This window comes from Kitasatospora sp. NPDC018619 (genome assembly GCF_044391605.1).
GTDB lineage: Bacteria > Actinomycetota > Actinomycetes > Streptomycetales > Streptomycetaceae > Kitasatospora.
This window is the reverse complement of record NZ_JBISAI010000003.1, coordinates 1-21476: the sequence shown is the minus strand read 5'-3', so window position 1 is coordinate 21476 and position 21476 is coordinate 1. Positions and strand designations below refer to the sequence as shown.

The following is a 21476-nucleotide window of genomic DNA, read 5'->3' as shown; positions in this document are numbered from 1 at the left end:
AACTGGCTTCGAACCAAGGAGGAAGCCATGGGCCTGTTCAACCGCACCAAGACCGTCACCGCCCCCGCCGCGGCCGCCGTCCGGACCCCGGCCGGCCCGGACCTCGCCCACCTGACCGGCGACTGGACCATCGACACCACCCACAGCGAGATCGGCTTCTCGGTCCGCCACGCGATGGTCACCAACGTCAAGGGCCGCTTCACCGAGTACGACGGCACGCTGCACCTGGACGGGACCCACCCCGGCAACTCCACCGCCGAGCTGGTGATCAAGGTCGCGAGCATCGACACCAACCAGGCCCAGCGCGACGAGCACCTCCGCACCGGCGACTTCTTCGCCGTCGACGCCCACCCGGAGATCCGCTTCCGCAGCACCTCCGCCCAGCTGGTCCACGGCGACTCCTACCGGATGACCGGCGACCTCACCATCAAGGGCACCACCCGCCCGGTGGTGCTCGACCTGGAGTACACCGGCAGCGCCACCGACGCGTACGGCGCCGACCGGATCGGCTTCGAGGGCAAGGCCGTCGTCGACCGCACCGAGTTCGGCCTGACCTACAACGCCGCGCTGGAGACCGGCGGCGTGCTGATCGGCGAGAAGGTCAAGCTCAGCTTCGACATCTCCGCCGTCAAGGCCGCCTGACCCGCCTCCCCTCCCAGCTCCGCCCCTGCCCTTCCCCCCGGGGCAGGGGCGGTCGCCATCCCTCAGCCGGCGGCTCCCGTCAGCCGGCGGGCCCGTCAGTCAGCGGCTCCCGTCAGCCGGCGGCTCCCCGCGGCAGCAGCGCCGCGTCCGCCGCCGGGAGCCAGCAGCCCGGCGGGCGGCGCAGCCACCCCTCGGCCGCACCGAGCGCCGCCGCGGCGGCGGCCAGCACCCCCAGCCCCGGATGGCGCTCCCCGGGCCGGTGCACCAGGCTGACCAGGCTCAGCGGCACCGGCTCCACCAGCGGAACGGTCACCGTGCCCGGGATCCGCGGCCCGCCGACCGTGGTCAGCATCGGATCGCCGTGCCGGGCCAGGTAGCGGGCGGTCTCGTCCACCCCCACCGGCGGCGCGTACGGCGCGGCCGCCGTCAGGCCGTGCTCGTGCAGCAGCCGGGTGCCGAGGTCGGCCCACTCGGTGGTGGCCGGGTTGCCCCCGCAGACGTCGACGGGGTGGCCCGCCAGTTCGGCCACGCGCAGCACCGGGCGGTCGGCGAGCGGGTGGGTGCCCGCCATCATCACCGCGATCCGCTCCAGCCGCACCGGCAGCTGCGCCAGCCGCCCGCGCACCGGGCCGGGCAGCCCGGCGAAGCGCCCGAAGGAGGCGTCCAGCCGGTGGGCCAGCAGTTCGGCGGCGGCCGCGGCCAGCCCGCCGTGGAAGCGGGCCAGCAGTTCGCCCTCCGGCCAGGCGGCGCGGGCGCGTTCGAGCACCCGGTCGGGGGTGAGGTCCGGGCCGGTGACGTCGCTGTTGAGGTCGAGCAGCAGCGGCCGGACGGCCCCGGCGCCGCGCGCCGAGTCGCCGAGGATCTCGTCGTGCAGGGCCAGGAACCGCCGTGCCCGGGGCAGCAACCGCCGCCCGGCCGGGGTGAGTTCGACGCTGCGGGTGGTGCGGGCGAAGAGCGCCTCGCCGAGCAGCCCCTCCAGCGCCCGGACGTCCCGGCTGAGCGCCTGCTGAGCGACGTGCAGCCGCTCGGCGGCCCGGCCGAAGTGCAGGGTCTCGGCGGTCGCGACGAAGCCGCGGAGCAGACGGGGGTGCAGGTCACGGGGCATGCGCGGGAGATTAACAACACGGTGTTGTGAGAGCGGCCGGAACAGGTGTTGGACGCCCGCCCGGCACCGGAACCAGGCTGGGGAACGCCCCCTCCCCCTCCTCTCCCCGTGCCCTCAGGAGCCCGATGCCCCCGCGCGCCCTCCTCACCTCCTACCGACGGCTGTTCGCGGCCCCCGGCGCCGTCGCCTTCACCCTGGCCGGGCTGCTCGGCCGGATGGCGCTGTCGATGAACGGCGTCGCGCTGGTGGTGCTGCTCTCCGAGCGGCGCGGCTCGTACGGGCTGGCCGGGGCCGTCTCGGCGGCCGGGCTGGTCACCGGCGCGATCGGGATGCCGCTGATCGGACGCCTGGTGGACCGGTACGGGCAGGCGCGGGTGACGGTGCCGGCCGCGCTCGGCAACGCCGTGCCGCTGACCGGCCTGCTGCTCTGCGTCCGGCTCGGCGCCCCCGACTGGGCGCTCCTGCTCTGCTCGGCGGCCTGCGCGACGGCGCCCAACCTCGGCGGCATGGCCCGCACCCGCTGGGCCCACCTGTACCGGGACGACCCGGCCGCCCGGCACCTGGCCAACTCCTTCGAGCAGGCGCTGGACGAACTCTGCTTCATGGCCGGGCCCGTGATCGCCATGCTGCTCTGCACGGCGATCGCCCCGGAGGCCGGGCTGGTCTCCGTCGGCGTCCTCGGCACCGCCGGCGCGCTGCTGTTCGCCGCCCAGCGGCGCACCGAACCGCCCCTGCCCGTCGGGGAGTCCACCGGCCGGCACGGCTCCCCGCTGCGGGTGCCCGGGCTGCGGGTGCTGGTGCTGACCTTCCTGGCGACCGGGATGGTCTTCGGCGCGACGGAGATCACCACCGTGGCGTACGCCGACGCGCTGGGCCACAAGGCCTCGGCCGGGCTGCTGCTGGCGCTGGTCGCGGCCGGCTCCTGCGTGGCCGGGCTGCTGTTCGGGCTGCTGACCCCGCGCCGGGCGGCGGGGCCGCGCTTCCTGCTCGGCGCCTCGGCGATGGCCGCGGTGCTGCTGCTCCCGCTGGCCGCCGGACTGGGCGGGGCCGGGCTCGGGCTGCTCGGCGTGGCGCTGTTCGCGGCCGGAACCGCCACCGCGCCGACCATGGTGACCGGGATGACACTCGTCCAGGAGCTGCTGCCGCGACGGCAGTTCAACGAGGGGATGGCGCTGGCGGTGTCCGGCATCGTGGTCGGCATCTCGATGGGGGCGGCACTCGCCGGGACGGTCGCCGAGCGGGCCGCCCCGGGTACGGGGTACGCGCTGCCGGCCGCGGCGGCCGGGCTCGCGCTGCTGGTCGCGCTCGCGGGGCGGCGGCAGCTGACGGGGCGGCGGGCGGCCGCGGACGGCCCGGGCGGCCCGGGCGACGGGGGTGGCGGCGGGGCGGTCGGCGCGGCAGCGGGCGGGGGCGGCGGCGGGGCAGCGGGCGGGGCGGGCGACGGGGCGCCGGAAAATGCCGAGCGCGTTGTCAGTCCCTCCCTCTAACGTCGAGGCATGGGGGAAATCACCTACGTCCGAGGCGATGCCACCACGCCCCACGGCAAGGGCGTGAAGGTGATCGCACACGTCTGCAACGACCTCGGCGGCTGGGGCAAGGGCTTCGTGCTCGCGCTCTCCAGACGCTGGCCCGAACCGGAGTCCGCGTACCGCCGCTGGCACCGGGAGCGGGCACAGAACGACTTCGGCCTGGGCGCCGTCCAACTGGTGGCGGTCGACCCGCAGCTCTGGGTGGCCAACCTGGTCGGCCAGCGGGGGGTCCGCACGGCGCGCTCCAGCGGCGCTCCGGTGCGGTACGAGGCGATCGACACCGCCCTGGCCGCGCTGGGCGGGCACGCGCTCCGGCTCGGCGCCTCCGTCCACATGCCGCGGATCGGCTGCGGCCTGGCGGGCGGGCGCTGGGAGCGGGTCGAACCGCTGGTCACGGCCCGTCTGGCGGCCCGGGGCGTCCCGGTGACCGTCTACGACGTCGACTGACCGGGGCGCTCCCGCACCTCCACCGCGTCCACCGATCCGCTTCCTACCGGCCCGTCGGCTCCGGCCGCCCGGGCCCGACCGCCACGCGCCCGGCCGGCCAGGCGTACACGTACTCGGGCAGCAGGAACCCGCCGGGGAACTCCCCCTCCTGCGCCCGGACCCGCTCGGCGCCCTCGCGTTCGTAGAAGGCGATCGCGCGGGTGTTGTCCCGCAGCACCTCCAGGGAGAGCGCGGCCCCGGGGTGCCGCTCGGCGACGTACGCGCGGGCCGCGGTCAGCAGCTCACGACCGATGCCGCCGCCGTTCGACCCGGGCCGCACGTGCAGGTTGTCGATCAGCACCCCGCCGTCCGGCTGCGGGACGAGGTAGATGAACCCGACCGTCACACCGGCCCGTTCCGCGATCAGGAGCTCGGGGGTGTTCCCCGGCTCCCCGTAGTCGGCCTCCAGGCGCAGCTTCCACAGCTCGCGCCGCTGGACCACCATGCCGTCGCCCAGACCCTCCTCCGGGACGATCCCCCGGTAGGTGGTGCGCCAACTGTGGGCGTGCAGCTCGGCGACGGACTCCGCGTCCTGCACCCCGCCACGGCGGATGACGGTCTGCCCTGAACTGATCATGTGACCAGCCTCCCACAGAGATGGAGTTGAACATGTTCAACCGATACGTCTACAGTTCCAGCACGCTTTTGAACGCGTTCGAAATGACGGGGGTCGTCGTGGTACCGGGTGCGGAGGGGGCATCCGGTACCACGAACACCGACACCGGTTGGAACGTCGTCTCCGGCTAGGCTCGTCCCGTGGACGACCTGGCAGCGACGAACCGAACGGACGACGGGAACGGCACGGCCGGCACTCCGGCCGTGCCCGGACCGGAGACCGGGCCGGAGACCGGGCCGGAGACCGGGCCGGGCCCCGAAAGCGGCGCCCTCCCCGGCGGCCGGGCCCAGCCGAAGACCGACAAGAGCGAGGCGACCCGGGCCCTGATCCTGGAGACGGCCATGCGGCTGTTCCAGGAGCGCGGCTACGAGAAGACCACCATGCGCGCCATCGCCACCGAGGCCGGCGTCTCGGTGGGCAACGCGTACTACTACTTCTCCGCGAAGGAATTCCTGATCCAGGGGTTCTACGACCGGATGACCTACGACCACGCGGCGGACGCCAGGCGCCGGATGGCCCACACCCGGGACTTCTCCGAGCGGTTGCGGATCGCCCTGGACTCCTGGCTCGACACGGCCGCTCCGTACCACGAGTTCTCCGCGCAGTTCTTCCGCACCGCCGCCGACCCGACCAGCTCGCTGAGCCCGTTCTCCAACGAGTCCCACCCGGCCCGGGCGACGGCGGTCGAACTGTTCCGCGACGTGCTCCAGGGCTCGGAGCTGGCGCCCAAGCTGGACGCCGAACTGGTCGAGCTGCTGCCCGACGTGCTCTGGCTGTACCTGATGATCGTGGTGCTGTACTGGGTCTTCGACCGCACCCCGGACACCGAGCGGACCAGGGAGTTCGTCCGCCGCTCGGCACCGCTCGCGGCCCGGGTGATCAACCTGTCCCGCTACCGGGTGTTCCGGCCGATCGTCCGCGACGCCAAGGGGCTGATCCAGGACTTCATCCTGCCCACCATCGGCAGGACGGCGGCCGGGTAGCCCCCGCCGAAACGCGGAAGGCCGGCCCGCGGACGGACCGGCCCCCGGCACGGCGACGGCTCAGAACTCGGTCGGCGTCCAGGCCCGCACCGGCGCGCGCAGCAGCAGGTCGGCAGCGGCGGCTGCGCCCGGGCGCAGCTCGGCCACCAGGGCGGCCGCGGCCAGCCGCGGCGCCGTCTCCGCGCCCAGGAAGAGCGAGCCCAACTGCGCGGCGCCGAGCGCGAGGTCGGCGTCGTCCGTGGTCCTGGTGCAGCGGCCGGTGCCGTCGTCGGCCACCTCCAGCGCCCAACGGCCGGACGCGTAGCCGAGCTTGTCGTCGACCTCCAGCACCACCCGGCCGGGGGCGCCGTACCTCCGGGCGCCGAACGCGGCCTCGACGTCCAGCACCCGCACCCACAGCTCGTCGGTGTTGGCCTTGTGCGGGGTGGCCGCGCGCGGGTCCTGGAGCAGCAGCGGCAGCGGGTCGTCCGGGCCGAGCCGGGACGCCGTGATCCGGGCCATCCAGTCGACGGACATGACGAAGCGCCACAGCTCCACCGCGGTGGGCAGGTCGAGCGCGATGAACTCGTCCACCGAGAGCGTGCCGTCGGGGTAGCCGCCGTCCCACTTGGCGTCGATCCGGTAGAGCACCAGGCCGGTGACGGTGCCGTCGGCGTCCCGGTGCACGGCGGCGAACGGCTCCTTGAAGTCGGAGCCCGGCACCCGGACCTCGCCGACGGTGCGCCGCCACCACAGGTCGTCGCGCTCGATCGCGCCCGGCTGGGTGAGCCGCCAGCGCTCGTACAGGCCGGCGCCCAGCTCCCGGACCTCCGCCATGGTCACGAAGTCGATCCGGCCGCCGGGCACGCCCGGCAGGCCCTCGCGCAGGCCCCGGGTGCGGCTCAGCTCGATGTCCAGGCCGCCGCCGTAGGTGGCCGGGCCGAAGCCGAAGCGGCCGTAGATGTTGAACTCGGAGGCCATCAGGACGGCGACCGCGCGGCCGCGCTCGACGGCGGCCGCGAGGTCCCGACGCATCATCGCGCTGAGCAGGCCGCGCCGGCGGTGGGTGGCGCTCACCGTGACGTTGGTGATGGCGTCGGCCGCCACCACGGCCCCGCCGGGGACGGTCAGTTCGGTGTCGAAGCTGCGGAAGGTGGCGACCTGGCGCTCGCCGTCGAAGGCGGCCAGCATCCGGCCCGGCTCCCACTGCTCACGGCGCAGCTCCGTCGCCCGACCGATGTGCGAGCACAGGAACCCGACGGCGAGCGCGCGGTCCCAGGCCTCCGTCTCGTCCTGGGAGACGGCCCGGATCCGGAGCCCGTTCACGCTGTCCACGGCCGTGTGATCGATGCTGTTGCCCATGGGGCCACGGTACGGCGGCCCCTTCCGGCGGGCATCCGAATTATTCCGTGCCCGATCCGTACGCGGTGCCGGGCTCGTCGCCGGCACCCGCCCCGGTGTGCTCCCCCGGCACCACCACCCAGTGGTTGACGCGCAGCACGCGGCCCGCGAAGTCGAGGTCCCGCTCGCCGAACAGCCGGAAGCCGAGCGACCGGCAGATGCCGTTCGACGGCCCGTTGGCGACGCCCGGGTTGGCGTGCACCTCGCCCCAGCGGCCGTCCGCGGCGGCGGCGTCCAGCACCCGGCGGACGGCCGCCTTGGCGAGGCCGCGGCCCTGGTACCCGGGCAGCACCATCCAGCCGATCTCGGAGACCGGCACGCCGTCCTCCTCGTCGGACCAGAGCGTGACGGTGCCCACCGCCCCGTCGTCCTCGGCGCCGTCCGGCACGATCATCCTGACCCAGGAGGTGTCCTCGGTCGCCAGGGCGAGGTCCTTGCGCAGCCGCTCCTCCACCACCGCCCGGGGCAGCGGGCCGCCCAGTTCCGCCATCATTGCCGGGTCGCACCGCAACCCGACGTACGTCTCCAGGTCCTGTTCCCGTACGTTCCGCAGTCGCATGACGCCTCCTCAGTTCCGTTCCGGGCGGCCACGCTAGCGCGGCCCACCGACAGTGGCGCCCCGGCGGCCGGGCTCCGCATCCTCGTGCCGGTCCGGGTACGGGCGACCCGCTGTCGGGGGGCACCACGGAGGTCGAGTACGTCCGCACACTGAAGGCGTACGAGGGCCGGGCGCCGGCGGCGAAGCGCGTCGGCGGCCTGACCGCCGTGGGCTGGCTCCGGGCGCTCCGGCCGGTGCCCGTCCCGGGCAACGGGCCGTGCGGCGCACCGGCCTTCCACGAGCCGACCGGCTACCACATGGCGGGGGCCTGCGACTCCGGGACGGTCGGCCGGGTCGGCAGCGCGTTCGCCGTCCCCCTGCTGCCGCTCCCGATCGCCGCGCCCTGGGGCTGGAGCGTCGTACGGCTGCGCGACGGCCGCACGGCCCTGGCCGGCCGGTAGCCGTCCGGGCCGTCCGGGTGCCGACCGTCGTGGCGTCATCCTCGCTTTTACTTCCGGGAGTTGATCGGCCCGCGCCCTCCGCCGCCCCGTGCGTGATCACCCCGCAGGCGCCCTCCAGCCGACCCGGAACGGGGCCCCGCGCCGACCCACGCCGATCCCACTGCACTCACACCCGCTGTCACCCGCCCACCGGACGGCCCACCGGAACAAACCGACACAGCGGGAGACCGCCGTCGCGCTCGACCGGGCCCGGGCGCTGCCCGATCCGCCTGCCCGGCGACCGCGTCCACCGGGGCGCCCGGAGGACCACGAGCAGCTCGCCCGGCCCGACACCCCGACGCCGAGTGCCCGGCCCCGGCCGGGCACGGGGGCGACGCCCTCGCCACCCTCGGCCCGGCGCTCGCGGCCGCCGCAAGGGCTGGTGCCGACCGGTGGCGTGCAGGTTCCACTCGTGATCTTCATTCGGCTTCGGCATGAGCTGGGCTGTTGTCGCTCTCCCCAGTGATCTTGCGCGGGTTTTGACCCATCTTCTTTGCGCTTTCCTCGCTGGCGGGGTGGGCGGACTGTCTCTGTGTACTCGTTGAAGTGCCCAGGCAGGTACGGGATCACCAAGTGCTGTCATGGATCTCGCGACGTCTACTTGGGCGAATCCGCCAGTGCGCACAGCTCATCGATGAACCGGCTCGGCGGCGAGGGCTTGAACTGGGCTTCGTTCCACTGGTGCCACAGACCTCCGGGAGCGAGGAAGCGACCGGAGTGTTCGGTCCCCGTCTGACTGTCGATGTGGAGCAGCGCGCTGATGGCCCAGTGCTGGTCGTACTGGCAGTCGGGCTGCTGGAGATAGCGATCCAGGTAGGCCACCAGGTGCAGGGCATCCTCCTCCGTGCAGAAGCGTGCGAGAGCGAAGCAGTAGCCCTGGCCGGAGAAGCACAGCTGGCTGGCGACAAGCAGGTCACCCAGCACGTCTCGGAAGTGCTGACGGCGGTCCACGCCGATCAGCCAGGCAGCGGTGAGGCGCGAGCGCCATTCGCTCTCCAGGAGGATCTCGAGTTCCTCATCGGTGATCGCCTGGGCAGCTGAGCGCAGTGATCGGAGGAAGGGTGTGCGCTCACGCTCGTCGTCTCGGGTGAAGTTGGCGTGAAGGAGGTGGAGGTAGCGCACGGTGTCGTTGGCCATGGGCTTGACGTAGCGCTCGATGACATCGAGCAGTTCGGGGTCCGAGGAACGAGGAAAGCGCATGTCGGCATCTTCCTGTTCTCCGTTGGTCTGCAGCCAACTGATTCTGAGAGCTCGGGGTGGGAACCGTGAGCGACAGAGCTCTTCCCCCGCATCGCCGAAGCTGGGCGATCATCTCCTCATGGATGACCTCCTGAAGTTCCTGCACGCCCGCTACGAGGCGGACAACCATGCCTATGCCGAGGTGGCCTACCGATTCGGGGCTGACGCCTTGCTTGACAGCCACCTGCCGATGCTCGACCTCGTCGACATGCTGGCCCGGGACTACGAGGCAATGGATCCGTCCGATGTGCGCTACGTCGGCCTCGGCCATGCCCTGTGCGTGCTCGCGCAGTCGTACGCCGAGCACCCCAGCTACCGGGAGGAGTGGCGACCCTAGAACCTGGTCCAATGGATGCTGGCGTCTCGTCCGTCAGGGGTGAGCCGACGTTGATGACACTGGTAGTCGCTAGCCTCTCCACGTGACTCGGACCAGTGATCGACAGCTCCCTGCCGCACTCGCCGCCGCGCTGTCGGTCCCGTTCGACTACGACGACGGCAAAGGGATCGACTTCGAGCCCTTCCCGGCATTCCTGTCCGCCAAGGACACCACCGACTGGCTCCGGTCCTGGACCGGCAATACGGAGTTGAGCGGTGACGACTTCCGCGTGTTCGGCCAAGACGGCACGGGTGGGTATGCGGCGTTCTGGCTGATCCGGCCAGACCGTCCACTTATCGACCAGCCCATCGTCTTCCTCGGCTCCGAAGGTGAGACCGCTGTACTGGCGCGGGACCTGGGCGGCTTCCTGTGGCTGCTCGCTGGCGGCTTCGGCCCCTGGGAAGCGGCCACCACGTACGAGCCCAACTGGAGGCCACATCCCAACCGGCAACTGGCGGCCGTCGCGGAGCAATTCGCCCCCGGCCGACAGCAGCCGGCCACCGCCGTCATCGAGGAGGCAACCCAGGAGTTCCCCAACTTCGACGACACCATCATGGAGCTGTGCCGCTGACTCCGACAGGCACTCTGCCGTCTCGGAACGCGTTTGAGTCAGATCACCCGTGATGGTGAAGAATCAGGGAATCGGTAGGCGTGGCCGTCGAACCGCCTACTCGGCGTCCCACTGATCTTGCGCATGCGCAACGTAGGCGCAGGATCAGCGGGAAAGCGCAAAGTGAAATGGGAACCTACAGGCGGCCGGGCCCGGGGTCAGGGGCGGGCGTAGAAGTTCGGGGTCCCCATGATCCAGAGGCTGGCCTGCTTGACCGGCAGGCCGGCCCGCGGCGCCTCGATCATCTGGTCGTCGCCGATGTAGAGCCCGACGTGGTAGATGTCGGCGGCGCGCCCGGTGTCGCTCCAGAAGACCAGGTCCCCCGGGCGGAGCTGGCGGTAGCCGATCGGGGTGCTCTGGGCGTACTGGTCGGCGGCGAAGTGGTTGAGCGGCCGACCCCCCGCGCGCCAGGCCATCATGGTCAGCCCGGAACAGTCGTAGCCGCCCGGGCCCTCGCCGCCCCAGACGTAGGGCAGGCCGATCTTGGACCTGGCGAAGGCGACGGCCGCCGCCGCACCCTCGGCGGACCACGGACGGGCGGCGGGCGGCGGGGCCTGGGCCCGGGCCGCGGCGGCCGCTGCCTCCGCCGCCGCTGCCTCCGCCTCGCGGGCTGCCTGTTCGGCGGCGGCGCGGGCGGCCGCCTCGGCCTCCCGGGCGGCGATCGCCTCCAGGGCCTCGCGGCGTTGGCGCTCCAGCTCGACCGTGGTGCTGCGGGCGGCGGCCAGTTCGACGAGCAGTTGCTCGCGGCGCCGGCCGGCGGCGGCCACCTCGGTCCGCTGGGCGGCCAGCCGCTGCTCCGCCCGCTCCCTGGCCGCGCCGACCTCGGCGGCGGCCCTACCGGCGGCCCCGGTGGCGGCCCGGGCCTCGGCGGCGGCGGTACGGGCGGCGGCGGCCGTGGCGGTGGCGGCGTCCAGGATCTGCCGGGTGCGTTCGCCGACCTGGGCGACGGCGGCGGCGCGGGCGCCCGCCTCCCGCGGGCCGTGGGCGCCGAGCAGGGCGTTCAGGGCGGACAGTTCGGCGCCCGCGCCCTGCCGGTAGGTCTCGGCCGCGAGCCGGGCCGCGTCCTCGGCGGCGGCCGCCCGCTCGGCCTCGGCACCGGCGGAGCGGCGCGCGGCGGCCTCCTCCGCGACGCGGGCCCGGGTGAGGGCGAGCTGGGCGCCGTTGTAGGCCTCGACGGCCTGTTCGGCGGCGCGCCCGGCCCGGTCCAGGTCGGTCCGGGCGGCGGTGAGCGCGGCCTCCAGGGCGGTGGCCGAGGCGGCCTTGCGCTCGGCCTCGGCCCGGGCCCGGTCGATCTCCTCGGTGCTCGGGTACCCGTCCCCGTCCCCGTCCCCGTTCCCGTCCGCGGCCGCGCCGACCGCCGGTTCGCCCGCGCCCGGCTCGCCGGGTGCCGGGGCGGCCTGGGCGGCGGGAATCAGCCCGAGCAGCGCGGTGAGGGACAGGGTGAGGGAGAACAGGAGGGTCGGCAGGAGCCTGCGTGTCACGCGACATCCCTTCTGACGGGTCCGGAGGGGACGGCGTCGGACGGCGCGCGGCGGCCGGGCGGGGCGGCCCGGCCGGCCGGGGAGTCCGATGAATCATCCCATCACGTGACAGAACGGTCATACGACGCTCATGGTCTCAATTCCGGCGGCCATCACACCGGGAAAGCGCTCCGCCGGTCGGGTGGCCATCGGATGATCCGACCGCCGTCCGGGCCGCCGAGCGGCGGACTACCGTCCGATCCGGCGGGTGTGGGTCCGCAGCCGGGGGTGCCGCTCGGGCCGGCTCTCCAGCCCGGTCGGACCGACCGCGAAGGTCCGGCTGCGCCCGGCCCGGACGGTGCGGCGGCGCTGCTGCGCCAGGCGGGAGCGGGTCGGTCCGGCCCCGACCGCCCCGGTCGCCGGATCCGCCGTGCCCTGGGCCGCCCCGGGCGCCCCGGCCGCCGAGCGGCGGTCGGCCAGCCGGGCCCGACGGCGGGCCAGCGCCCGGGCGGCGTGCGCGTCCAGGTGGGCGGTGGCCCGGGCGGCCATCCGCTCGGCCACCCGGTGCGCGGCGGGGTGGTTGGCGGGGACCTTGTCGGGGGCACCGGCGATCAGGTCGAAGAGCCAGGTGCGGGCCCGGTCCGCGCGCCGGTGCAGCAGGCGCTCGCGCCGCAGCGCGCGCGCCCGGCGGCGGGGGCGCGCGGCGTACCGCCAGCGGGCCCAGGGGCTGCTCGGACGGGCCAGCCGGACCGCCCCGATCCAGGACAGGCCGGGGACCATGATGCCGAGCAGGCCGGTCCACACCTTGCCCTTGAACAGCGTGATCACCGAGGCCAGCGAGTTCACCGAGATGATCGTGATCAGGCCCCACCTGGTCTCCTCGCCGGGCACCACGCCGAGCGGAACGTACCCGACCAGCAGCAGGGAGGTGAACAGGATGCCGAAGATCACCGCGTCCACCGACTTGCGGCCCTGTTCGCTCCAGTACACGTCGTCCAGGTGCAGGATCAGCGCGAACTCGTCCAGCACCAGGCCGCAGCCGATGCCGAAGGCCAGCCCGAACCAGTCGATCCACGGGTGCCCGCCGTAGGTGGCGAACACCCCGATGCCGCCGAGCAGCAGGAAGCCCAGGCCGAACACCATGTGGTGGATGTGCAGGCCGCCCGGGGTCACGTTGCCCGGCCACCAGCGCACCTGGGCGCGGATCATCCGGACGCTGAACCGGATGAAGACGAAGGAGGTGATGAATCCGACCAGCAGCAGGAACAGCGGTTGCTTGTGGGTGGCGACGATGTGCTCGCGGTAGCCGTCCAGCAGTGTCGTCATGGGTCTTACCTTCGTTCCTGGTCCTGCGTCCTGCCTGCCGCGACATTGCCCGGGGGCCAAATCGGCCCCAACACCGGGCGGCGGCCGGTCAGAAGCCCCGGGTGCGCTTGGCCGCCCGGCGCGGCATCACCGGGTAGAGCGACGGGCGTTCGGCGCCGACCGGCAGTTTCAGGAAGAGCCGGGCGATCTCCCCGCCCAGGTTCACCCCGACCGCCAGCGCCATCGCGATCGCCGCCGCGCGGAAGACCGACACCAGGCCGGCGCTGGAGTGCCCCTGGGTGAAGGCGAGCATCCCGAGGTAGAGCGCCGAACCGGGCATCAGCGGGCCGATCGCGGCGGTCACGTAGGGCAGCGCCGAGCCGTTGCGGTAGCGCGCCATCAGCTGGCCGAAGAGGCCGACCAGGCCGGCCGCCACGCCGGTCGCCGCGATCGGGTTGACGCCCGCGTTGTACACCAGCGCGCCGTAGCTGGCCCAGCCGATGCCGCTGTTGACGGTGACCAGGGCCAGCGTGCGGCGGTCGGTCTGGAGCAGCGTCGCGAAGGCCAGGGTCAGCAGCATCGCGGCGGCCATCTGGACCGGCGGGTAGTTGACGCCCACCAGGCTCTCGTCCGGGCGCAGGTTCGCCTCGAAGCCGACGCCCAGGTAGAGGATCACCATCACCCCGATCACGATGCCCGCGACCAGGTAGACCACTTCCAGCAGCCGGGCCGCGGCGGTGATGTAGAAGCCGGTCAGGCCGTCCTGCACGGCGGCGACCAGGGCGCGCCCGGGCAGCAGGGCGAACAGGCCACCGGTGATCACGACCGAGCCGCGCAGGCCCCAGTCGTTGAGCGAGAGGATGATGCCGGAGGCGGCGGCCGGCATCGCGGCCGCGACGAACTGGTAGAACTCCGGCAGCCGGCGCCGGGCCAGCGCGGAGGCCAGCCGGTCGCCGAGGACGGCCGCGACGAAGGCGCTCGCGAAGACCAGCCAGGCCTTGTCGTCGGTCTTCCCGCCGACCAGGAAGGTCGCCGCACCGGCCAGCAGGCCGGTGGTCAGGGCGAGGAACCAGGCCGGGTACGGGTGCCGGTTGCGGCGGATCGCGGCGAGCCGGCGGTAGGCGTCGTTGACCGTCACCTGCTCCGCGGTGATGTCCGCGACCAGGGCGTACACCGCGTCGAGCCGGGTGTAGTCGGAGGTGCGGCGGCGCACCACGCGGTCGGCGGTGACCGGCGGCTCGACCAGCGAGGGCTGGTACGAGATGCCGATCAGGGTGAAGGTGACCTGCGGCTCGCAGCGGTCCAGCCGGTAGGCGTGGGCGATGCCGAGCATCGCCGCCTCGACGTCCTCGGCGGCCTCGCCGCTGGCCAGCAGCAGCTCGCCGATGCGCAGCGTCAGGTCGAGGATGCGCGGGACGTTGCGGGTGGCGGCCGACGAGGGGTGCATCTCACGGGCGGTGCGCTCGAAGGCGGGGCGCTCGGACATCGGGGTGCGCAGCAGGGTGCGCATCCGGTCCGGCCAGGGCGCCTCGCCGGGGGCGGCGGCGATCAGGTCCGGGACGGGGATGCCGGTGGGCGGGGTGTAGCCGGCCGCCCGCCACTCCTCGGGGGTGAGGGTGTCCTCGGCGACGGAGCGGCGGCGCGCCGGGCGCTCGTCCTCGGTCCGTCCGGCCGCCGGGCCGGCCGCCGGGGCGGACACCGGCTCGGGCTCGGGGGCCAGCAGGCCCCTGGTCTCCGGGACGGGCGGGGCGAGCGGCACGACGACGGTGGGCTCGACCACCGGGGCGGGGTGGCCGAGCAGGCCCTCGGTGGGCGGGGCGTCGGCGGGGTGCACCGGCTTCGGGGGTGCCTGCCGCGTCTGTCGGACCGCCCGGCCTCCCCTCGCCCGCTTGCCCGCACCCGGTCGGCCCCGCTTAGGCACTTCCGCTCCTCGCCACCCCTGGTGGCCGCCGGCCACCGCTCGATCTCGGGTTACACCTTGCCTGATCGAACAGCCCGACGCACATGTACGCGGCGTCACGTGGCCGGAGCAGCGGACGCCTACCCGGCGCGGTGCCGGGCGGCCGCGGCCGCGCCGGAGCGGCGTGCCCGCAGCAGCTCGATCGCCACCGGGATCACCGAGACCAGCACGATGCCGACCAGGATGGCCTCGATGTTGTCCCGGACGAACGGGATCTGCCCCAGGAAGTAGCCGAGCACGGTGACGCCGCCGCCCCACAGCACGCCGCCGACCAGGTTGAACACCACGAAGGTGCGGTAGTGCATCCTGCTCACCCCGGCCACGACCGGGGTGAAGGTGCGCACGATCGGCACGAAGCGGGCCAGCACGATCGCCTTGGGCCCGTGCCGGTCGAAGAAGGCGGCGGCCTTCTCCACGTTCTCCTGCTTGAAGATCCGGGAGTCGGGGCGGCTGAACAGGCTCGGGCCGACCTTGCGGCCGAAGAGGTAGCCGACCTGGTCCCCGGCCACCGCGGCGACCACGATCAGCGCGCAGACCAACCAGAGCGGCTGGTGCAGGTAGGTGCCGCCGGCCACCAGCAGGCCGGTGGTGAACAGCAGCGAGTCCCCCGGCAGGAAGAAGCCGACCAGCAGGCCGGACTCGGCGAAGACGACGGCCAGGATGCCGATCAGGCCGAAGGTGGAGATCAGGGTGGTCGGATCGAGCCAGGACGGGCCGAGGGCGAGGCTGGTCACGGTGCGGGCACTCCGGGGGTCGGGTCTTGGCAATGAAATAGTAAAGCAATGACAAAGACTCGGTAGTGCCCCGGATGGTTCCCGGGCCCGCGGCACGGACGGCCGCGGCTGCGGACAGCTGCGGCTGGGGACGGCGGCGGCCCAGGACGGCCGCGGCCCCGGCGGGGGCCCGGGAGGGCCGGCCCGCCGGGGCCGCACGGTCGAGGACGGTGGAGGACGGTGGAGGACGGTGGAGGACCGCCGGGCGGTCAGAGCCCGTAGCGCTCGACGGTCTCCTCGTGCCGGGCGAGGTCCGCGCCGGCCGCCTTGGCCAGCTCCGGCCAGGCCAGCGGGTGGGCCCAGTCCTCCGTCAGCCGCAGCAGCAGGGCGTCCGCCTCGGCGGCCGAGGCGGTCGGCGGCACGCCGAGGGCCGCGTAGACCCCGGGCAGGGTGTCGCCGCCCTCCGCCGGGTCGGTGATCCGGTACTCGTCCCCGCTGTAGACCCAGACCGCGTACCCGGCCTCGTGCAGCTCCTCGCGCAGCGCGGACCACCGCTCGTCGCCGGGCCAGCCGCCGTCGATCCAGTAAGTGGTGTACCCGGCCGGGTCGAGCAGGGTGAGCACCTCGAACACCGGGCGCCAGCGCTGCCGCTCCTCCTCGGGGGCGTCCTCGGCCGGTGGCGGCTCCAGCAGGGCCGGGGCGAAGACCACCACGTCGCCGTGGTTGAGCGTCAGGTCGTCGCCGAGCACCGGCAGCACCCGGGCGGTGGCCGGGCCCGTCCGGAGCGCTGGCAGGTCGGCCGTCGCACCGTTGGTACGGGTGGCGCGGACGGTGACCAGCTGCCACTCCTCGTCCACCGGGCCCTCGGGCTCGTCGAACTCGATGCCGAGCAGCGCGCCGGTGGAGCGGACCACGGCCCAGTCCCGGTTGGCGGTGGCCGCGGTGATCAGGTGCCACAGGTCCGGCTCGCGGACCGCCCGGTGGCCGTCCTCCCCCTCCGACCCTTCTTCTTCCCCGTCCGCCCCGTCCTCGCCGGCGCCGGCCGGCGCCGCGCGCTCCAGCAGCTCCAGGTACATCCGCTGGGCGGTGGCGTGGTCCCCCAGCTCGGTGGCGGCGCGGGCGGCGAGGCGGCGGGTGTTGAGCACCCCGTCGTCCAGCTCCAGGATCGACCGGCAGCGCTCCAGCGCCTCGGACCAGCGGCCCTCGGCGGCGGCCCAGCGGGCCCGTATCCAGTGCCCGTCGGCCGGGGCGTCGGCGGCCACCCGGTCGGCGAGGCGGCGGATGCCCTCGGCGTCCCCGGCCTCGATCAGCAGCTCGCCGAGCGCGCCCGTCAGCTCGTCGTCCGCCGGATCCAGCTCCAGGTGCCGCCAGAGCAGGTCGGCCGCGGCGAGGGCGTGGCCGAGGCCGCCCAGCACGGTGGCCAGCAGCACCGCCAGTCGGGAGGCGCCGGCCTGCTCACCCCGGTACCGGTCCAGGGCGACGGAGAGCAGGTCGGCGCCGGTCTCGTAGGGCACCCCGACCTCGGCCAGGTGTGCCGTCAGCTCGCCCGGCGGGACGGGCAGCTCGGGCCGCGGCAGCGCCTCGGCGGCCGCGCGCAGGGCCGCGACCTGCTCCGACACGCCGTCGGTGCGACGCAACCGGGTGAGCTTACGCTCTCCCGTCGCCGCGAGCGTCAGCGCCACCGTACGGGCGCCGCGGGCGAGCGCGAGCCGACCGGCCGCCAGCAGCAGGTCCAGGCACGGGCGGTGGGCGCCGACGCCGTCCAGGTAGCCGACCCAGCCGGCCAGGACGGCGCCCAGCTCGGCGTCGTTCTGCCACGCACCGGCCGCGACCAGCAGCTCGACCGTCTGCGTCCAGGCGGCGCGCAGGTCGGCGTGGCGCTCGGCCTCGGCCCGCTCGGGCAGCAGGGCGAGCGACTCCTCGGTGCGGCCGAGCGCGGCGAGCGCACGGGCCCGCAGCAGGGCGCCCCAGCGCGCGTCCCGCTCGTCCAGCCGGCGCCCCTGGGCCTGCTCGGCCCGCTCGGCCGTCTCCAGCAGCTCCAGCACCTCCTCGTGCCGGCCCAGCAGGTGCAGGGTGCCGGCCCGGGCCTGGTGGAAGCGGAGCGAGACCGGCTGCCCGGCCGCGCGCATCCGGTTGGCCGCGGAGTCCAGGTAGTCCAGTGCCTCGGCCGCCCGGCCGTCGTCCTCCAGGGCGTCGGAGTACTCCCGGGAGAGGCAGTCGTAGCAGGCGCGGTCGGGCTCGATCCGCTCCAGCGTCTCGCCCACCACGGCGAGGCGCTCGGCCACGTACCCCGGGCCGTCGACCCGGGCGTGGCAGATCGCGAAGTCCTGGACCACGCAGACGGACTGCGGGCAGGAGGCGGTGTCCTCGCGGTGCGCGAACTCCAGCAGGTCGACCGCCTCGGGCAGCACGGCCTCGCCCTGCTGGCGCTTGTTCAGCAGGTTCTGCATCCGCCAGTGCCGCAGGTAGACCTCGACCCAGGGCAGGCCGAGCGCCCGCGCGGCTGCCACCGCCTCCGGGTAGAGCGCGTCCAGCTGCTCGTTGCGGCCCTCGGTGGCGTGCTCGGGCAGCTCGACGACGGCGTCGGCCAGGCGGTGGTGGCCGGCCTCGGCCAGCTGCCGGTGGGTGTCGCGCACCCAGGCCCAGATGTCGGTGGTCATGCCTGTTCCCCCTGCGTCGTGCTGATGAGTTGTCTTGACAGTCCGTCCGTCACGGCCCCTCCGTGAGGGCTCCGGGGCTGTCCGGGACATCCGGCAGGCCGGCCGGGACGGCGGCGGTCAGCGCCGAGACCGCGGTGCCGATGCCGCCCAGGGCGGCGGTGAGGTCCCCCTCGGACGGCCCGGCCGAGGCCGCGGCCGCCATGATCACCTTGATCGAGCGGAGCAGCCCGGCCGCGGTCGCGCTGCCGGTGTGCCCGGCGCGGTAGGCGGCGAGCAGGTCCCGGACCGCCGGGCTGTCCAGGTTGAGGTAGAGCCGGGCCCGGACCCCGCCGTCGGTGCGGGCGGTGAAGGCGCGGGCCAGCCGCAGCGCGGCGGACGGTATCCGGGCGTCCGCCTGGTCGTCCTCGATCCGGGCCTTCAGCTCGGCCTCGCGGTCCGGCACCAGTACCAGGGGCAGGCCGGGCGGGTCGAAGCGGGCCGGGACGAGCTGCTCGCCCGGGTCGGCGAGGGCGCCGGCCAGCCAGGCCGCCTCGTGCTCGGGCAGCGGGTGCTCCGGGTCGCGGAACAGCTCGCGGTCGCCCCGCTCGCTGCCGAGCTCGACCACCCGGCAGCCGCGCAGTTCGGCGTAGCGGTGCAGGAACGGCAGGACGGCGTAGCGGTCGCCGCGCGCGATCGGCACCCGCATCGCCCGGTACAGCATCTCCTCGAAGCCGCCGCCGCTGCCGAGCGCGACGTGCACCGCGCCGCCGCCCGCCGCCCGCAACGCGCCGGCCGTGAGGTCGCCCTGCGAGGTCGGCACCGGGACGTCGTCGGCGAGCAGGGTGAACAGCCGCTCGTCGCAGAGCGCGGCGCCGAGCAGGTCGCTGCCGTGCCGGGTGAGGATCCGGCGCCAGACGGCGGGCCGCAGCCGGGCGGTCTCGTACAGGCCGTCCACGACGGCGTCGGCGAGGACCTTGCGGAGCGCGTGGTAGTGCTCGTCGCGCTGGAGGTCCTCGCGGCTGGCAGTGGGGGTGAGCCGGTTGGACTCGACCACCCCGCCGACGAAGCCGGCCCAGCGGGGCAGCAGGTCGCGGGCGTCCTCGGCGAGCAGCATGCCGCGCAGGTAGACGGCGAGGTCGCGGTTGTCGCTGCTGCCGTAGCTGCCGCCGTCCTGGATCCAGAGCAGGCCGACGGCGTCGGTGACGCCCTCGACCGGACGGACCGGGAAGGCGGTGAGCGGCTCGAAGCGGCGGCCGAAGGCGGCGGCGAAGCGCATCCGGGCCGCGTACCGGTCGCCGTCGGAGGAGCCGCCGCCGGAGCGGTCGCCGTCGGAGGGGTCGCGCCAGGGCACCGCGACGGAGTTGACCGGCTGCTCGTCCTCGCCGACGTACACCGGGACGGACAGCAGCACGCAGTAGCGGCCGAGCACGTCGCGCAGGACGTCCTCGTCGGCGAGGTGTCCGTGCTCGGCCTTGAGCGCCAGCTCGACCACCGTGCCCGGGCCCGGCCGGGCGGGCACCGGCTCGACCCGGTACTGCTCGCCGCCGCGGCTGCGGTAGCGGTGGCCGAGCCCCGGCTCGCGGTGCGAGGTGGTGGTGACGGTGACCTCGTCGGCGACCGAGAAGGCGGAGAGGAAGCCCAGGCCGAAGGCGCCGATCAGCTCCTGGTTGCCGGTCAGGTCGCGCAGCATCCGGGTGTAGCCGGTGCCGACGGTGGCCAGGTAGGAGTGGATCTCGGGTTCGGTGAGGCCGGCGCCGGTGTCCTCGATCGCGACCGTCCGCCGGGCGGCGTCGGCACGCACCCGGATCAGCGGGCGGTGGCCGCCGTCCGGGTCCTCCAGGAGCCGGCGGGTGTGCGAGTCGTGGGCGTTCTGGACGAGTTCGCGCAGGGCGACCAGCGGGGTGGAGTAGAGGTGGGTGGCGAGGACGTTCACCAGGCCGCCGAGGTCGACCTCGGTCGTGCGGAGCTCGTCGGCGGGGGCGGGCTCGGGCAGGGCACCTTCAGACATGGGTCCTCAGTGTGCCAGTGCGACTATCGGGCGACCATTTCTTTCTTCTCATGACCTCCCGCCGTTGCTTCCCGGCGAACGGAATGACGGAATGCGGTCAACTCCGAATTGACCAATCCTCCCCCATCGGGGGAATTGCCACTCGTCCGGTGGAGTTCGTCCACCTCCCTGGTGAATGCTGGACACGCGACGTCAGGCCCCGGCACCCCGGAGCGGCCGCTTCAGGACGGCGCCCCGATTCGCTCCTCTTGTCAGGGAGACCACCGTGTCCCGTATTCGCGCAGCCGCCGCCGTCACCGCCCTCGGCGCGTTCCTCCTGGTCGGCTTCGGTGCCGCCGCCGCGCACGCCGACGGCGGCGCCGGCGCGGCCGACCACTCCAACGGGAGCGTGGTGAGCAACGCCGGCTCGGGCAACGTCATCGGCAACGTCCACGGCAACATGGTCGGCACCCAGCAGACGGCCACCGGCTCGGGCGCGGCCAACCAGGACAACGGCCTCGCCGTGGCGGGCAACAGCGGGTCGGTCAGCGCCGTCCAGGGCAACGAGCACGGCAAGCGCGGTGTCGAGGCGCGGGTCTACTACCCGCACGTCCTGTACTAGGAGACCTCCGCAGGGCTGCCGGGGGCGGGGGTGTCCTCCGGGGGGAGCCCCAGCACCGCCCGGCCGAGCCGCAGCAGCCAGTCCCCGAGGTCCGGCCGGGCGCTGTGCGGGCGGTTCCGCACCCCGTCGTTGACCAGCGCGAACAGCGCGTGCACCCGGATCCGGGCGGCCGCCGCGTCGTCCCCGGGGCGGACCTGCCGCAGCAGACCGACCCAGGTGCGCAGGAAGTCCCGCCGGAAGTCCACCGCGGCCCGGCGGTCGGGCGGGGCCAGCCGCTCCGTCTCGCTGAGCATCGCGCCCAGGTAGTCGCCGTTGCGCAGCGCGAAGCCGACGTACGCGCCCAGCCCGGCGTCGAGCGCCGCGCCGGGCCCGTCGGCGGACGCGATGGCGCCCTCCACCTCGTGCCAGAGCCGTTCGCGGCCACGCACCAGCGAGGCGGCGAGCAACTCGGCCTTGCTGTCGAAGTGCCGGTACACGCTGGGGCCGGATATGCCGACGGCGGCGCCCAGTTGGTCGGTGCTGACGTTGTCGAAGCCGCGCTGGTGGAACAGCCGCACCGCCGCCGCGAGCAGTTCCTCGCGGCGTGCCCGCGGCCCGGGCCCCGTACCGGCGCCCCGGCGCGGCTCCCGCCCGGGCTCGCCCCGCTGCTCGGGCCCCGGCACCGCCGCCGTACCGCCCGGCCGGACCGCGAGGACGGCCGCGACCAGCTCCCGCAGCAGCGCCTCGGCCCGGCGGGGCTGCGGCGCCGCCGACTGGTAGGAGAGCCCCGCGCAGGCCGAGAGCGCC

20 protein-coding genes are annotated in these 21476 nt (G+C 74.4%); 8 read left to right on the top strand and 12 right to left on the bottom strand.

Going from position 1 to position 21476, the window contains the following annotated elements; genetic code table 11:
- Positions 1–27: 27 nt before the first annotated feature.
- On the top strand, positions 28–642 hold the full coding sequence (locus ACH5AR_RS05045) for a YceI family protein (RefSeq protein WP_396300002.1): 615 nt from the start codon (positions 28–30) through the stop codon (positions 640–642).
- 112 nt (positions 643–754) lie between these two features.
- Here ACH5AR_RS05045 and ACH5AR_RS05040 read toward each other — a convergent pair whose 3' ends face one another.
- A complete protein-coding gene (locus ACH5AR_RS05040; protein WP_396300001.1) occupies positions 755–1747 on the bottom strand; it encodes a LysR family transcriptional regulator in 993 nt (330 codons plus the stop codon).
- A 125-nt stretch (positions 1748–1872) separates the two neighbouring features.
- Here ACH5AR_RS05040 and ACH5AR_RS05035 point away from each other — a divergent pair, with 125 nt between their 5' ends.
- Positions 1873–3234 carry an MFS transporter gene (locus tag ACH5AR_RS05035; RefSeq protein WP_396300000.1) on the top strand — a complete coding sequence of 454 codons (1362 nt, stop codon included), beginning with the start codon at positions 1873–1875 and terminating at the stop codon, positions 3232–3234.
- A 9-nt stretch (positions 3235–3243) separates the two neighbouring features.
- Positions 3244–3723 (top strand): macro domain-containing protein, encoded by a 480-nt coding sequence (locus tag ACH5AR_RS05030; RefSeq protein WP_396299999.1) that lies wholly within the window; start codon positions 3244–3246, stop codon positions 3721–3723.
- A gap of 43 nt (positions 3724–3766) precedes the next feature.
- Here the strand turns inward: ACH5AR_RS05030 and ACH5AR_RS05025 are convergent, their stop codons facing one another.
- Positions 3767–4339, bottom strand: a complete 573-nt coding sequence (locus ACH5AR_RS05025) for a GNAT family N-acetyltransferase (RefSeq protein ID WP_396299998.1) — start codon at positions 4337–4339, stop codon at positions 3767–3769.
- 179 nt (positions 4340–4518) lie between these two features.
- Here ACH5AR_RS05025 and ACH5AR_RS05020 point away from each other — a divergent pair, with 179 nt between their 5' ends.
- A complete protein-coding gene (locus tag ACH5AR_RS05020) occupies positions 4519–5361 on the top strand; it encodes a TetR family transcriptional regulator (protein ID WP_396299997.1) in 843 nt (280 codons plus the stop codon).
- 60 nt (positions 5362–5421) lie between these two features.
- Here the strand turns inward: ACH5AR_RS05020 and ACH5AR_RS05015 are convergent, their stop codons facing one another.
- Both ACH5AR_RS05015 and ACH5AR_RS05010 read right to left on the bottom strand, forming a co-directional pair.
- Complete coding sequence (locus tag ACH5AR_RS05015) at positions 5422–6702, bottom strand: GNAT family N-acetyltransferase (protein WP_396299996.1); 1281 nt, start codon at positions 6700–6702, stop codon at positions 5422–5424.
- A gap of 40 nt (positions 6703–6742) precedes the next feature.
- A complete protein-coding gene (locus ACH5AR_RS05010) occupies positions 6743–7300 on the bottom strand; it encodes a GNAT family N-acetyltransferase (protein ID WP_396299995.1) in 558 nt (185 codons plus the stop codon).
- 206 nt (positions 7301–7506) lie between these two features.
- Between ACH5AR_RS05010 and ACH5AR_RS05005 the strand changes: the two genes are divergently transcribed.
- Positions 7507–7740, top strand: a complete 234-nt coding sequence (locus ACH5AR_RS05005; RefSeq protein ID WP_396299994.1) for a hypothetical protein — start codon at positions 7507–7509, stop codon at positions 7738–7740.
- A gap of 636 nt (positions 7741–8376) precedes the next feature.
- Here the strand turns inward: ACH5AR_RS05005 and ACH5AR_RS05000 are convergent.
- Complete coding sequence (locus ACH5AR_RS05000; RefSeq protein ID WP_396299993.1) at positions 8377–8979, bottom strand: DUF6000 family protein; 603 nt, start codon at positions 8977–8979, stop codon at positions 8377–8379.
- Between the two features lie 118 nt (positions 8980–9097).
- Between ACH5AR_RS05000 and ACH5AR_RS04995 the strand changes: the two genes are divergently transcribed.
- Together ACH5AR_RS04995 and ACH5AR_RS04990 are read left to right on the top strand one after the other, a co-directional pair.
- Positions 9098–9355 (top strand): DUF6221 family protein, encoded by a 258-nt coding sequence (locus tag ACH5AR_RS04995; RefSeq protein WP_396299992.1) that lies wholly within the window; start codon positions 9098–9100, stop codon positions 9353–9355.
- Positions 9356–9437: 82 nt separating this feature from the next.
- Positions 9438–9965 carry an SMI1/KNR4 family protein gene (locus ACH5AR_RS04990; protein ID WP_396299991.1) on the top strand — a complete coding sequence of 176 codons (528 nt, stop codon included), beginning with the start codon at positions 9438–9440 and terminating at the stop codon, positions 9963–9965.
- Positions 9966–10162: 197 nt separating this feature from the next.
- Here ACH5AR_RS04990 and ACH5AR_RS04985 read toward each other — a convergent pair whose 3' ends face one another.
- The 6 genes from ACH5AR_RS04985 to ACH5AR_RS04960 form a co-directional block, all read right to left on the bottom strand.
- Positions 10163–11485 (bottom strand): C40 family peptidase, encoded by a 1323-nt coding sequence (locus ACH5AR_RS04985; RefSeq protein WP_396299990.1) that lies wholly within the window; start codon positions 11483–11485, stop codon positions 10163–10165.
- A gap of 228 nt (positions 11486–11713) precedes the next feature.
- On the bottom strand, positions 11714–12790 hold the full coding sequence (locus ACH5AR_RS04980) for a hypothetical protein (RefSeq protein WP_396299989.1): 1077 nt from the start codon (positions 12788–12790) through the stop codon (positions 11714–11716).
- Between the two features lie 88 nt (positions 12791–12878).
- Complete coding sequence (locus ACH5AR_RS04975) at positions 12879–14603, bottom strand: threonine/serine exporter ThrE family protein (protein ID WP_396299988.1); 1725 nt, start codon at positions 14601–14603, stop codon at positions 12879–12881.
- Positions 14604–14809: 206 nt separating this feature from the next.
- Positions 14810–15463 carry a DedA family protein gene (locus ACH5AR_RS04970; RefSeq protein ID WP_396299987.1) on the bottom strand — a complete coding sequence of 218 codons (654 nt, stop codon included), beginning with the start codon at positions 15461–15463 and terminating at the stop codon, positions 14810–14812.
- Positions 15464–15711: 248 nt separating this feature from the next.
- On the bottom strand, positions 15712–18102 hold the full coding sequence (locus tag ACH5AR_RS04965) for a tetratricopeptide repeat protein (RefSeq protein ID WP_396299986.1): 2391 nt from the start codon (positions 18100–18102) through the stop codon (positions 15712–15714).
- A gap of 49 nt (positions 18103–18151) precedes the next feature.
- Entirely contained in the window at positions 18152–20089 is a 1938-nt protein-coding gene (locus tag ACH5AR_RS04960; RefSeq protein ID WP_396299985.1) for an ATP-binding protein, read from the bottom strand.
- A gap of 265 nt (positions 20090–20354) precedes the next feature.
- Here ACH5AR_RS04960 and ACH5AR_RS04955 point away from each other — a divergent pair, with 265 nt between their 5' ends.
- Positions 20355–20690 carry a hypothetical protein gene (locus tag ACH5AR_RS04955; RefSeq protein ID WP_396299984.1) on the top strand — a complete coding sequence of 112 codons (336 nt, stop codon included), beginning with the start codon at positions 20355–20357 and terminating at the stop codon, positions 20688–20690.
- On the opposite strand, the gene ACH5AR_RS04950 is transcribed toward ACH5AR_RS04955, so the two are convergent.
- Positions 20687–21476: TetR/AcrR family transcriptional regulator (locus tag ACH5AR_RS04950; RefSeq protein WP_396299983.1), on the bottom strand; the 790-nt coding region annotated here is incomplete at its 5' end. The genes ACH5AR_RS04955 and ACH5AR_RS04950 overlap by 4 nt on opposite strands.